This window comes from Paenibacillus polymyxa, assembly GCF_001719045.1.
In the GTDB taxonomy this organism is placed as follows: domain Bacteria; phylum Bacillota; class Bacilli; order Paenibacillales; family Paenibacillaceae; genus Paenibacillus; species Paenibacillus polymyxa_B.
In genome coordinates this window covers 2,839,992-2,852,325 of the sequence record NZ_CP015423.1, presented here as the reverse complement: position 1 = coordinate 2,852,325, position 12,334 = coordinate 2,839,992, and the positions used below count along the sequence as shown (strand labels likewise).

14 protein-coding genes and 1 tRNA gene are annotated in these 12,334 nt (G+C 44.3%); 12 read left to right on the top strand and 3 right to left on the bottom strand.

Translation table 11 applies throughout. From position 1 onward, the window contains the following. The first annotated feature begins 113 nt into the window (after positions 1-113). From mnmE to AOU00_RS12735, 7 genes are all read left to right on the top strand, one after another. Positions 114-1,490: a tRNA uridine-5-carboxymethylaminomethyl(34) synthesis GTPase MnmE gene (gene mnmE, locus AOU00_RS12765; RefSeq protein WP_039272137.1), complete on the top strand. Its 1,377-nt coding sequence runs from the start codon at positions 114-116 to the stop codon at positions 1,488-1,490. A gap of 97 nt (positions 1,491-1,587) precedes the next feature. After that, entirely contained in the window at positions 1,588-3,477 is a 1,890-nt protein-coding gene (mnmG, locus tag AOU00_RS12760; RefSeq protein ID WP_069290742.1) for a tRNA uridine-5-carboxymethylaminomethyl(34) synthesis enzyme MnmG, read from the top strand. Then, positions 3,477-4,199: a 16S rRNA (guanine(527)-N(7))-methyltransferase RsmG gene (gene rsmG, locus AOU00_RS12755; RefSeq protein WP_039272134.1), complete on the top strand. Its 723-nt coding sequence runs from the start codon at positions 3,477-3,479 to the stop codon at positions 4,197-4,199. The genes mnmG and rsmG overlap by 1 nt, the downstream gene beginning before the upstream one ends. Before the next feature lie 431 nt (positions 4,200-4,630). Further along, on the top strand, positions 4,631-5,449 hold the full coding sequence (gene noc / locus AOU00_RS12750) for a nucleoid occlusion protein (protein WP_013312811.1): 819 nt from the start codon (positions 4,631-4,633) through the stop codon (positions 5,447-5,449). Positions 5,450-5,635: 186 nt separating this feature from the next. Next, entirely contained in the window at positions 5,636-6,397 is a 762-nt protein-coding gene (locus AOU00_RS12745) for a ParA family protein (RefSeq protein WP_013312810.1), read from the top strand. Further along, positions 6,390-7,232, top strand: a complete 843-nt coding sequence (locus AOU00_RS12740; RefSeq protein ID WP_039272130.1) for a ParB/RepB/Spo0J family partition protein — start codon at positions 6,390-6,392, stop codon at positions 7,230-7,232. The genes AOU00_RS12745 and AOU00_RS12740 overlap by 8 nt, the downstream gene beginning before the upstream one ends. Positions 7,233-7,430: 198 nt before the next feature. Further along, complete coding sequence (locus tag AOU00_RS12735; protein WP_061830444.1) at positions 7,431-7,952, top strand: DUF4446 family protein; 522 nt, start codon at positions 7,431-7,433, stop codon at positions 7,950-7,952. On the opposite strand, the gene yyaC is transcribed toward AOU00_RS12735, so the two are convergent. Continuing rightward, entirely contained in the window at positions 7,906-8,511 is a 606-nt protein-coding gene (yyaC, locus tag AOU00_RS12730) for a spore protease YyaC (RefSeq protein ID WP_051717975.1), read from the bottom strand. The two genes, AOU00_RS12735 and yyaC, sit on opposite strands and share 47 nt — an antisense overlap. 251 nt (positions 8,512-8,762) lie before the next feature. Here yyaC and AOU00_RS12725 point away from each other — a divergent pair, with 251 nt between their 5' ends. The 3 genes from AOU00_RS12725 (at position 8,763) to AOU00_RS12715 (ending at position 10,095) form a co-directional block, all read left to right on the top strand. Next, the gene (locus AOU00_RS12725) at positions 8,763-9,713 is read left to right on the top strand and encodes a mechanosensitive ion channel family protein (RefSeq protein WP_061830443.1); all 951 of its coding nucleotides are present in this window, start codon (positions 8,763-8,765) and stop codon (positions 9,711-9,713) included. Then, entirely contained in the window at positions 9,703-9,927 is a 225-nt protein-coding gene (locus AOU00_RS12720) for a DUF951 domain-containing protein (RefSeq protein ID WP_025723137.1), read from the top strand. The genes AOU00_RS12725 and AOU00_RS12720 overlap by 11 nt, the downstream gene beginning before the upstream one ends. 77 nt (positions 9,928-10,004) lie before the next feature. Then, positions 10,005-10,095 (top strand) — tRNA-Ser (locus tag AOU00_RS12715). A 223-nt stretch (positions 10,096-10,318) separates the two neighbouring features. Here the strand turns inward: AOU00_RS12715 and AOU00_RS12710 are convergent. Both AOU00_RS12710 and AOU00_RS12705 read right to left on the bottom strand, forming a co-directional pair. Continuing rightward, on the bottom strand, positions 10,319-10,636 hold the full coding sequence (locus AOU00_RS12710; RefSeq protein WP_061830442.1) for a hypothetical protein: 318 nt from the start codon (positions 10,634-10,636) through the stop codon (positions 10,319-10,321). 366 nt (positions 10,637-11,002) lie between these two features. Beyond that, positions 11,003-11,197, bottom strand: a complete 195-nt coding sequence (locus AOU00_RS12705; RefSeq protein WP_013312803.1) for a YjzC family protein — start codon at positions 11,195-11,197, stop codon at positions 11,003-11,005. 307 nt (positions 11,198-11,504) lie between these two features. Between AOU00_RS12705 and rpsF the strand changes: the two genes are divergently transcribed. Both rpsF and ssb read left to right on the top strand, forming a co-directional pair. Continuing rightward, positions 11,505-11,789, top strand: a complete 285-nt coding sequence (gene rpsF, locus AOU00_RS12700; protein WP_013312802.1) for a 30S ribosomal protein S6 — start codon at positions 11,505-11,507, stop codon at positions 11,787-11,789. 49 nt (positions 11,790-11,838) lie between these two features. Continuing rightward, on the top strand, positions 11,839-12,330 hold the full coding sequence (gene ssb, locus AOU00_RS12695; protein ID WP_013312801.1) for a single-stranded DNA-binding protein: 492 nt from the start codon (positions 11,839-11,841) through the stop codon (positions 12,328-12,330). Positions 12,331-12,334: the final 4 nt, after the last annotated feature.

The following is a 12,334-nucleotide window of genomic DNA, read 5'->3' as shown; positions in this document are numbered from 1 at the left end:
CTCTGCAAGATGCAGAAGCCATTGCTTTTTTTCTTATATTTCTCGCTGAAACGGCTGCCGTCCTTGATGAAGGACGGCAATGTCGTTTCTACTTGATAGGAGGTAGAAACTTTATGCTGAGTGATACTATAGCTGCCATTGCAACGGCTGTCGGCGAGGGCGGCATTGCGGTTGTACGAGTCAGCGGTCCAGAAGCGGTCACAGAAGTGGAGGCTTTGTTCCGTAGTAAAACACCTCTAAGCAAGGCTCCAACTCACACAGTACATTATGGACATATTATAGATCCTCAAAGCCAGGAAAAGGTGGAGGAAGTTTTAGTTACAGTGATGCGGGCGCCACGCTCTTTTACGACAGAAGATGTCGTAGAAATCAGCACTCATGGCGGGGTCGTAGCCGTCAAACGGGTGATGGATTTACTATTACTGCAAAATATACGTCTGGCTGAGCCAGGTGAATTTACGAAACGTGCTTTTCTGAATGGTCGTATTGATCTGAGTCAGGCGGAGGGTGTCATTGACTTAATCCGCTCCAAATCAGATAAAGCTTTTTCGGTGGCTTTGAAGCAGGTAGATGGACAACTGTCCCAGAATATTCGTCGTCTGCGTCATGTCTTGGTGGAGACACTTGCTCATATTGAAGTGAACATTGATTATCCTGAGCATGATGTTGAATCTTTTACATCTGACTTAATCAAGGATAAAAGCAGTCAGGTTATGACGGAAATTGATCGGCTGCTGCATACGGCGGAGCAGGGAAAGATTTTGCGCGAAGGGCTGACTACAGCGATTGTTGGAAGGCCAAATGTGGGCAAATCGTCACTGCTGAACACATTGGCTCAGGGCGAGCGGGCCATTGTGACCGATATTCCGGGCACAACTCGTGACGTTATTGAGGAATATGTGACGATTAATAGTATTCCGCTCAAGTTGCTGGATACAGCAGGGATTCGTGAAACGATGGATGTAGTGGAACGGATCGGAGTAGAACGTTCGAGAACGGCGGTTAGTGAAGCGGATCTGCTGCTCATCGTTATTAACGCCAACGAACCACTGCATGAGGATGAAATGGCATTAATGGAACAAATCCGCGGTAGACAAGCGATCGTCATTATGAATAAAATGGACTTACCGGCCCAAGTAGACCGGGATTTGTTGCTGCGTTATGTTCCCGAAGAGCTTATCGTACCGATGTCTGTGAAGGAAAATGAGGGAGCGGACCGACTGGAGCAGGCGATATCCAAGTTATTCTTTAGTGGCAAGCTGGAATCAGCGGATATGACATATGTCAGCAACGTACGGCATATTGCTTTGTTGAAGAAGGCGCGCCAATCGCTGGTAGATGCCTATGAAGCCGCTGATCAATTTGTACCGATCGACATGATCCAGATTGATGTAAGACTGGCATGGGAGCATTTGGGTGAGATTGTAGGCGATACTGCGCATGATGCGTTGATAGATCAAATATTTTCACAATTTTGTCTGGGCAAATAGAACATTCAAGTATGGCTGGTATAAGCCTGCTATCGTTATAGATATACAAGAGCATATTCGGAGTGAAGACCGGAATGTATAAGGAGGTAAGAAAGGTATGGGTTACCAAGGAGGCGACTATGACGTAATTGTCGTAGGCGCGGGCCATGCGGGTGTAGAATCAGCCTTGGCAGCAGCACGGATGGGCTGTCGCACGTTGATGATCACAATTAACCTGGATATGGTCGCGTTCATGCCCTGCAACCCGTCTATTGGCGGTCCTGCAAAAGGGCACGTGGTGCGAGAAATTGATGCACTGGGCGGCGAAATGGGTCGGAATATCGATAAGACATTTATTCAAATGAGAATGTTAAATACTGGTAAAGGTCCGGCGGTTCATGCATTGCGTGCACAAGCAGACAAGTTCTCTTATCAGCATGCGATGAAGGAAACGATGGAAAAGGAACCGAATCTCACCTTACGCCAAGGTATGGTTGAAGAGCTGATTATGGAAGACGGCCATTGCGTAGGTGTAATTACGAAGACGGGCACAGAGTATCGAAGTAAAGCAGTTGTCCTAACCACAGGCACTTATCTGCGCGGAAAAATCATTATGGGCGAGCTGATGTATGAGAGTGGTCCGAACAATCAACAGCCTTCGTTGAGATTGTCTGAGCATTTGAGAGAGCTGGGTTTTGATCTGGTTCGATTTAAGACAGGAACGCCACCACGTGTGCACAAGGACACGATTGATTTTAGCAAAACGGAAATACAACCGGGTGATGATCAACCGAAGTTCTTCTCCTATGAAACGAAGTCTTCGGATAATGAACAGCTTCCTTGCTGGCTGACATATACTTCAGTAGAAACGCATCAGATTATTAATGATAACTTGCACCGTGCGCCCATGTTCTCTGGTCTGATTGAAGGAACGGGACCACGTTATTGCCCATCTATTGAAGATAAAGTGGTACGTTTCAGTGATAAGCCTAAGCACCAAATCTTTTTGGAGCCTGAAGGTAAAAACACATCTGAATACTATGTTCAAGGCTTGTCGACCAGCTTACCAGAGGATGTGCAATTAGCTGTGCTGCGTTCGATTCCGGGGATGGAAAAGGTAGAGATGATGCGCAATGGCTATGCTATTGAATATGATGCAATGGTACCTACGCAGTTATGGCCTACTTTGGAAACGAAGAAAGTTCCTGGCTTGTTCACAGCAGGTCAGATTAACGGTACCTCTGGTTATGAAGAAGCTGCGGGCCAAGGAATTATGGCAGGGATTAACGCAGCTCGTAAGGTGCAGGGCAAAGAGCCCGTCGTATTGGACCGTTCGCAAGGCTACATTGGGGTTCTGATCGATGATTTGGTGACGAAGGGGACGAATGAGCCTTATCGTCTGCTGACGTCGCGTGCAGAATACCGTCTGTTATTGCGTCATGATAACGCGGACCTGCGATTGACTCCGATCGGGCATGATATTGGTCTAATTACGAATGAACGATACGAGCGCTTTTTGGATAAAAAGCAAAAGGTAGAGCAAGAGATTGAGCGTTTGCGCTTGGCGAAGGTTCGTCCGGTTGATATAAATGAGATGCTGGAGCAAGGCGGATCTGCACCAATACAGGATGGCAGTAATTTGTTAACGGTGCTACGTCGACCAGAGATCAGTTATGCGCAAGTAGCACAAATCTCACCTTCACCTATAGCTCTTACTGAGGAAGAACAGGAGCAGGTGGAAATCCAGATTAAGTATGCGGGCTACATTGAAAAGCAATTGATGCATGTGGAGCGTCTGCAAAAGATGGAGAAGAAGAAGCTCCCAGAGGATATTGTATACAATGAAGTTCAAGGACTGGCCATTGAAGCCAAGCAGAAGCTTGAAAAGATCCGTCCGATGTCGATTGGTCAAGCATCCCGTATTTCGGGTGTAACTCCTGCGGATATTTCCATTTTGCTGGTTTATCTGGAGCATTATAACCGCGTAACGGCAGCAAGGGGATTATAATGGACGCGATACAACAGCAATTTAAGCAGCGGCTGGCAGAGCATAGTATTGTGATTAATGACAGTCAGTTAGATCAGTTTGAAACATATTACCGTGTGCTGGTTGAGTGGAATGAAAAAATGAACCTGACGGGTATTACTGAGCGCGATGCAGTGTACACCAAGCATTTTTATGATTCTCTTTCCCTGGCCTTTTATGTTCCGTTAAATGATGTGGGAAGCTTGGCTGATATTGGATCAGGTGCAGGTTTTCCAGGCATTCCTTTGAAAATATGCTTTCCGCAGATTCAGTTGACTATTGTAGATTCATTGAACAAACGTATACAATTCTTGGCCCATGTAGTAGAGCAGTTGGGTTTGGAAAATGTTGAACTGGTTCACAGCAGGGCAGAGGAATTGGGGCGTAAACCAGGATACCGCGATAGCTATGATCTAGTGACAGCCAGAGCGGTTGCTCGTCTCGCCGTATTGAATGAATTTTGTTTGCCGTTTGTCCGTGAAGGGGGACACTTTGCCGCGATGAAGGGTAGTGATCCTACGGAGGAAATCAAGGAAGCTTCCTACAGTTTGAAAGAGCTAAAGGGAAAAATCAAACATGTTCAGGCTTTCCAGCTACCTGTTGAAGATGCAGCCAGACATATGATTATTATTGAGAAAAAAGCGGCTACACCACGGAAATATCCACGTAAGCCGGGTACTCCTTTGAAGACGCCGTTAGTGTAATTGTTTGAAAGAAAGTGAATGTTTCACGTGAAACATTCACTTTTTTTATGGCTGACAAACTCTTTACATAAAAGACACTTTGCTAACATGTGTTCTTGTTTACATGGGGGAAGAAGATGGATAGATAGTTGTCAAAGAGGATGCATAATTTATTATCTGATCCTTCCGAAAAGCTGATAGAGACGATAGGATTATGGCTGGAAAAGTGATAGAATAGAGATAATCGTTTTAATGTAAGTTGACTGCTCCCGTACCCATGAATTCAGATATACATATAGGGCAGTGGGACAACAAATGTCAGGGGTGTACGTGGAGTGTACCCGCTTACGGCGCTGTTTCATATAAAAGGGTCTACGATCCGCGTAAGGAACTGTTTTTCACGAAGCGCTGTTAGTATGGTGCTATTATGAAATTAGGTGGTATTATACGGAATGAAAGAACAATTTTCCAAGCTATTTGGTTTGACGGAGCGATCTACTGGGGACGAAATAAAACAAATTCCAGTTCGGGATATTGTCAGCAGTCCTTATCAGCCCCGTACCATATTTGACGACGAGAAGATTGATGAGCTATGCCAGACCATTAAGACGCATGGTGTAATTCAACCGATTGTCGTTCGTTTCCGTAATGGACAATATGAGATTATAGCAGGGGAACGTCGTTGGAGAGCTGTCACCAAGCTGGGTATGGAAACTATTCCAGCCATTGTTCGTGAGTTTAATGATTCACAAGCTGCATCCATCGCGTTGATTGAAAATCTTCAACGGGAAGGGTTAACTGCGATTGAAGAGGCTGTAGCTTACCAAAAGCTGATTGATCTACATCAGCTCACCCAGGAAAGCCTCGCTCAACGACTTGGCAAAAGCCAATCCACTATTGCTAACAAGATACGGCTGCTTCATCTGCCGGAGAGAGTGAAAGAGGCTCTAATGGAACGGAAGGTGTCCGAGCGTCATGCTCGTGCATTATTGTCATTAGAGACTGAAGAACTACAGTACAAGGTTTTAGATGAAGTCATTGCCAAGGAACTCAATGTGAAGCAGACAGAGGCACGAGTTGCCTTTTATAAACAAGTATCCACCAATAAGAAATCGAAGCGGATTTCCTTTACCAAGGATGTCCGGCTTGCGCTGAATACGATTCGTCAATCCATTGATATGGTGTCTGGCTCAGGCTTGGATATCAAGACCAAGGAATCTGATCATGAGGATCACTATGAGATTGTCATTCAAATTCCCAAACGTAAGTAAGGGATGAAGCGTTCAGGCGGCAGCAATTGCCGCTTTTTCTGTCTAACGCCGAATAAAACCGCAGCATACTCAATTCTATTCTAAAATTGCCGTTATCCGTAAGTTAAGGACTAAGTAACGTCTCCATAGAGCGTTTTGTAGTTATGGAGTGTAGCAGGATTCCGATTAAATTATGAGGTGAATGAAGTGTCAAAAATAATAGCCGTAGCCAATCAAAAGGGCGGAGTAGGCAAAACAACTACTTCCGTTAATTTGGGCGCCGGACTTGCTTCCCTCGGCAAAAGGGTATTGCTCGTGGATATCGACCCGCAAGGTAATACAACCAGCGGTGTGGGTATCAATAAGGCGGACGTGGCAAATTGCATTTATGATGTACTCATTAACGAGGTTGATCCTAGCGAAGCTATTATGAGTACACAGGTTGAGGGATTAGATATTATTCCGGCAACCATTCAGTTAGCAGGCGCGGAAATTGAACTGGTGCCGACCATTTCTCGCGAATTGAGATTAAAAAGATCGCTTCAACTCGTTAAGCATAATTATGATTATATATTAATTGATTGCCCGCCATCGCTGGGTATTTTGACGCTTAATTCATTGACGGCTTCCGATTCAGTCATTATTCCAATCCAGTGTGAATATTACGCATTAGAAGGATTAAGTCAATTGTTGAATACCGTGCGATTAGTGCAAAAACATCTGAACACCTCACTGCAAATTGAAGGTGTATTGTTAACCATGTTTGATGCCCGCACGAACTTGGGTATTCAGGTGATTGAAGAAGTGAAAAAGTATTTTCAAAGCAAGGTTTATCAGACGATTATTCCACGCAATGTGAGACTCAGCGAAGCACCATCACATGGCCAGTCCATTATTACGTATGATCCCCGTTCCCGTGGGGCAGAGGTATATATTGAGTTGGCAAAGGAAGTGGTATCTTATGAGTAAACGGTTGGGAAAAGGACTTGATGCACTCATTCCCTCCCTTATGGTCAATGAAGAAGATAAGGTAGTTGACATTCCGCTCAGCCAGTTGCGTGCAAACCCGTACCAGCCTCGAAAAACGTTTGATGAAGAGTCCATTAAAGAATTAGCCGAATCCATTCGTCAACACGGTGTTATCCAACCTATTATTGCACGTAGTGTATTGCGAGGATATGAAATCATAGCCGGGGAAAGGCGGTTTCGGGCGTCTCAATTTTGTGGGAATCCGACTATACCTGTAGTTGTTCGCAATTTTACGGATCAGCAAGTGATGGAGATTGCCCTGATTGAGAATTTGCAGCGTGAGAATTTGAATGCAATGGAAGTGGCAGTGGCTTATCAGGGATTGATGGATCAATTTTCTTTAACTCAGGAAGAGTTGTCCATGAAAGTGGGAAAATCACGTTCTCATATTGCCAATTTCCTTCGTTTGCTCGCATTGCCTGAAGAAGTTAAAGATCATGTTTCACGTGGAACATTGTCTATGGGACACGCTAGAGCTATTGTTGGGCTCAAAGATCCAGACATGGTAAAACAGTTAGCACAGCAATGTATTGAACAGCAGTGGAGTGTTCGCGAACTGGAGGAAGCTGTACAGCAGTTGGATCATAAACCTGGTGAGGCGAAAGCCAAAGCAAAGGTACGAAAAAAGGACCCCTATATTGACCATATGGAAGAGTCCCTGCGTGAACGCTTTAAAACAACTGTAAAGATCAAGCACAATAAGGATAAAGGCAAAATTGAATTGAATTATTACAGCCAGCAGGATTTGGAAAGATTACTGGAGCTATTACAGTAGTTTGTTGAAATATGGACATGTCTCCTTGAGCAAAATGGAAAGTGAGATATGTCTTTGCTTTGTCTGGAATTGCAGGAATTAGAATGGTTTTGATGGATAAACTAATAGCCTTGTGTTATTTGTTTCGCTGTTCTCAAACGTATAAAATATAAGTATGCAGGTACATGATTTTTGAGGTAGAGGAGTAGAAGCAAGCATATGGCTGAATTGAATGGACTAATCATGGAACAGCTTGCCGGAATCGTTGCAGGGATCGTGCTTATTTTGCTCATCCTGTTGATTGTTATTATCGTGCAGGGTGCAAAGCTGAAGAAGATGCGGCGAAAGTATGAAACCATGATGGCAGGCAGCGGTGTCGAGAATTTGGAAACGCTGCTGATTGATTTGAAGGTACAGATGGATTCGATTGAGGATGAGCAGGAAACCCATCGTGCAAGTATGAAATCACTACGCAGCAAACTGACTGGCTTGAAGGGACATATAGGCATTAAACGCTATAATGCCTTTGGTGAGAGAGGAAGTGATTTAAGCTTCTCTCTGGCTATTGTAGACGACAATCAGGATGGTATGGTATTAACCGGCATTTATAACCGAGATGGTTCATATGTGTATGCCAAGCCTCTAGAAGCGGGACAATCCACCTATTCCTTATCACCTGAAGAAAAAGAAGCCGTTACTCTTGCGCAGCAAGCAGGACAGAACGGTAATGCCACTCCTTAATCGCGGAGTATAGGCTACCAGCAATGATATCTGATAATTTCATTACCAAATTTAGTCTTGTATTTTGTAGCACGAAGTATTCCATGAAGCCGCCGACGTTAACGATACCAGTCAAATGGATATCGCCGACCGGCGGTAATTCTTTATTTACACCTGCTCCCGGCTTGAGAGGGCCTTCTGAAACCTGAATGCATCCAACACTGGAGGTTTGTCCAAGACATGCATCTATACCAATGATATAAGGCTGTTCATACCGGTCTTGTATGCCGTTCAGCGTCGTTTGCAGGTTCATGGCATGTACAGGCTCTTCTAATGTACCGTATAGGTTAAACAGAGGGCTTTTGTAGCGTGCTAAATGCGTACCTACGAGCGGACCCAGGCAATCTCCAGTGGAACGGTCGGTGCCGATGCAAATAATGACGATATTTTGCAGACTCGGCGCCTGGTGCAGATGGAACAGCAGACGATGGATGATGGCTGATTGGATCCCGGGGTCTGTGTGTGATATTTTTAGGCTTAGGGGTTCTTGCCCCGGAATAAAGTCAGATGGATGAGTCATGGAATCTTCCTTTCGCTCTGTAATGGAGTGTGCGGGTTACGCTCGCTGTACCTTGGAGAATAACAATTAGCCTGCGGGTAACATTTATGCTCAAGATAGTAGCTAGTATATGGATAAACTTGTGCTTTTATACTCGAAGGAAGTAGATTATTCATAGCCATATGTTTAAAGTCAGTAGATAAGCTTATATAGTAGAAAATAGAATTCGGGAAGCAGGAAGAGTAGTTCCCTTGTTTAAGGAGGAGTACAGCATGACCTTAATACATTGGTTGGCCGGTAATGTAGGTACGGATGACGTAGTGAAAGATGCGATTCAATGGAAGGATGCTGTATGGAAATGGCTCACTGATAGTACGATGTGGTCAACCTTTTTGTTTGTGATTTTGAAAATTGGGATTATTTTTATCATCACACGTATCTTTATTCGAGTTATTAATAAAATTATAGATAAGTCGATGCAACAAAAAGGAGATAACGGCAGGTTCCGATTGAATACAAGACGCTTAACGACTGTTGGGGAACTGCTGAAAAATGTAACCAATATTGTATTTAATTTCATTTTGATTATGCTGGTGCTATCGCAAATGGGTATTAATCTCGGCCCTCTGATTGCTGGAGCTGGAGTGCTTGGATTGGCTGTTGGTTTTGGGGCACAGAGTTTGGTTAAGGATGTAATTACCGGATTCTTTATTATTTTTGAAGATCAATTTGCCGTAGGAGATGTCATTCAGACAGGTACTTTCAAGGGTACAGTGGAAATGATCGGGCTGCGTACAACCAGACTGGTGAGCTGGAAGGGTGAGGTGTACATTTTACCAAACGGCTCAATTACAACGGTAACGAACTTCTCTATGTCCAACGCGTTAGCGGTAGTGGATGTGCCAATGAAGGCAGAGCGTAGCCTGGAGGAAGCGGTAGGTTTGGTAAAACAGGCAATCCACGGCATTGAAGAGTCCAATGTACAAATACTTAATATACCGGATGTGTTAGGGGTTCAGTCCATGACTACCTCAGAGTATATTGTGCGTGTTGTGGCAGAATGTATGCCGAATACAGGGGCCGTGGTAGAGCGTGATATTCAGAATAACATCAAGAAGGCCCTAGAGGATGAGGAACATCGTCAAGCCGCTTTGGAGACAGCGATAACCCTAGAAAAAGAAGATGAACAAGGAAGAAAAGGGGGAGAGAAGGGTGGAGCGTAAGTCATTTGAACTAGGGGACATTGTACAGATGAAGAAGCCTCATCCGTGTGGAACGAATGAAATGGAAATTATCCGCATGGGGATGGATATTCGAATCAAATGTGTCGGTTGCCAGCATAGTGTGCTGATTCCGCGTGCCAAGTTCGAAAAGAATATGAAGAAAGTGCTGCGATCAAAGGCTAATGCCGACGAGCAAAACACAGAAGCAAATTGAGCCAAGAAAGATGAATGGCGATGAACCAGAATCAGCTTGCGTCACAGTTGCAATGATGATATAATTATCCTTGCTGCGGAAAGGTACCCAAGAGGTCTAAGGGGGCTGACTCGAAATCAGTTAGGCGTCGCAAGGCGTGCGTGGGTTCGACTCCCACTCTTTCCGCCACTAACTTCATTAAATAAACCAATCTCTTACGTCTGTGACGTAGGGGATTTTTTGTTTGTGGTATAAAAGGTCAACAGACTGTGATAAAGTGAAAGGCACTAAGATAAACCATGAGGGTAAGATGGAAGAAACGATTACAAATCTATTGGGGAATGAATAAGGCGTTATAGCAAAAAAATGCTCCTGACAGCAGAGAAACATTGCCGTTAGGAGCACTTTTTTGTTATAGCTGGTTAGGCGGGTAATGATAGCGTTTTGTTTTTTTTGAGCCAGAGATCATCAGAAGGATCGCTGCAATCAAATGGAGAACCCAGCCTACAAAGGGTATCCAGGCCAGCAAAGAAGTGAGTACTCCCCATACGGAGCCGTAGATCGCTTCCTGATTGCGTAACGACAGGATAAGTGTTACTGCGTGTAGGACAAGCATAAATCCCAGAGCCGAGTAGCCGGTCCCCATGACAATAGCTCCCCCCACAATCGGTACGGCAAGCACCAATTCGAATATACCTGATATCCACTTTAATATTCGAGAATAGCTCATCTTTAAACCTCCGTAGATAGTAGGTCTTTGTACTTGGATATATTCTAGCAGAAGGAGCTGAATTAATCTGCATTTTACCAGGATATGCAAAAAGTCCGATAATGCAACAAAGGAGGACCACAAAGGTCCTCCATCGTAGGCGATACATTTTTAACAGGATACGATCTGTCCAATCACATCATGAAACTCGGTGTACTGACAAGCAATACCGTGTTGAAAAGACAGTGTCCTTTTACACAAACCTAACGCTTCTAATGCCCGGAATGGATCTCCTAACAGTTTGTCCGGCTACGTCATCCAACGGAACCACACCTCTCTGTTGTATCGCCTAATCATAATATGGCCAGGATTCCGAGGAAATATACATTAGTGGACACGAGCTTTCGTTTTTTTCTTCCATTTGCGATTATGGTTGGCGGTCTCGGGAAAAGAATCGCCTCTTTCAAGCGTTACTTGCTGTGGGTTTTGGATTTCAGTATGGAAGCTCTTTTCTCCGACCTCCATGTATACGCCGTCGTTTGGGACCTTATCCCCTGGTTCGAACTCAGTCTTTTCACCCATACAGTGGTGCCTCCTTAGATAAATGAATTTGAACTGCAACGGTTATTGTGCGCTGTCTTGAACAGAAACATGCGAAATGAAGGTATACAGATAGTGAGTGAATCAAATGATTTCCTTTATATATGCGAAATTTTTGATGTTCTATAAAATTGTATAAAGCTAATGATATGCAGTGTTAGGCTTGTGTATTGAATTTGTAGGTTGCATTCAGTTGCTCAATTTGGTAAACTGTTTTAGTGCGAGCTTAGGCTCGTTCCTTGCTCTCAACTGAGATTGAGGGCCTTATGTCCATAAGGAGGTGTAAAGAATGCGCAAATATGAAGCGATGTATATTATTCGTCCTGACATTGAACAAGAAGCTGTTCAAGCGACAGTCGATAAATTCCAAGGTATCATCTCTAACGGCGGTGGCGAAATTACGAGTCACGATGTAACTAAACGCCGTCTTGCGTATGAGATCAAGAAATTCCGTGATGGTTCTTTTGTTCTGGTAAACTTCACAGCAGAACCTGCTGTTGTTACTGAGCTTGAGCGTATCATGAAAATTTCTGACGAAGTAATTCGTTATCTCATTACGAACGACGTAGCTTAATTATTGTACGTGATTATGTAATGAACAACGCTCAAAGGAGGGGATTGGATTGTTGAACCGTGTCATTTTGATCGGTCGTTTGACCAAAGATCCAGAGCTGCGCTATACACCGTCTGGTGTAGCAGTAACCCAGTTCACCCTGGCTGTAGACCGTCCGTTTACGAGTCAAGGCGGCGAACGGGAAGCGGATTTCTTGCCGATCGTAACCTGGCGTCAGCTTGCTGAAACATGCGCTAACTATCTTCGCAAAGGTCGTTTAACGGCTGTTGAAGGCCGTGTTCAGGTGCGTAATTATGAGAACAATGAAGGAAAACGTGTATACGTGACTGAAATTGTAGCTGATAATGTGCGTTTCTTGGAATCTAACCGCGATGGCGGTAACGGTGGCGGCAATAGCGGTGGAGCTGCGCGTGAGGAGTCTCCTTTCGGAGGCGGTAACAGCAATAGTGGACGCGGGAATAATAACTCGCGAAACAATCAGGATCCTTTTTCCGATGACGGAAAACCGATCGATATTTCGGATGATGATTTACCATTTTAATTGG

Coding starts and splice junctions, on each gene's coding strand:
- AOU00_RS12725 (WP_061830443.1), top strand. CDS start 8,763: ATGACCTTAATACATTGGTTGGCCGGTAATGTAGGTACGGATGACGTA.
- yyaC (WP_051717975.1), bottom strand. CDS start 8,511: ATGACTCATCCATCTGACTTTATTCCGGGGCAAGAACCCCTAAGCCTA.
- noc (WP_013312811.1), top strand. CDS start 4,631: ATGAAAGAACAATTTTCCAAGCTATTTGGTTTGACGGAGCGATCTACT.
- AOU00_RS12705 (WP_013312803.1), bottom strand. CDS start 11,197: ATGGGTGAAAAGACTGAGTTCGAACCAGGGGATAAGGTCCCAAACGAC.
- AOU00_RS12710 (WP_061830442.1), bottom strand. CDS start 10,636: ATGAGCTATTCTCGAATATTAAAGTGGATATCAGGTATATTCGAATTG.
- rpsF (WP_013312802.1), top strand. CDS start 11,505: ATGCGCAAATATGAAGCGATGTATATTATTCGTCCTGACATTGAACAA.
- AOU00_RS12740 (WP_039272130.1), top strand. CDS start 6,390: ATGAGTAAACGGTTGGGAAAAGGACTTGATGCACTCATTCCCTCCCTT.
- AOU00_RS12735 (WP_061830444.1), top strand. CDS start 7,431: ATGGCTGAATTGAATGGACTAATCATGGAACAGCTTGCCGGAATCGTT.
- mnmG (WP_069290742.1), top strand. CDS start 1,588: ATGGGTTACCAAGGAGGCGACTATGACGTAATTGTCGTAGGCGCGGGC.
- rsmG (WP_039272134.1), top strand. CDS start 3,477: ATGGACGCGATACAACAGCAATTTAAGCAGCGGCTGGCAGAGCATAGT.
- mnmE (WP_039272137.1), top strand. CDS start 114: ATGCTGAGTGATACTATAGCTGCCATTGCAACGGCTGTCGGCGAGGGC.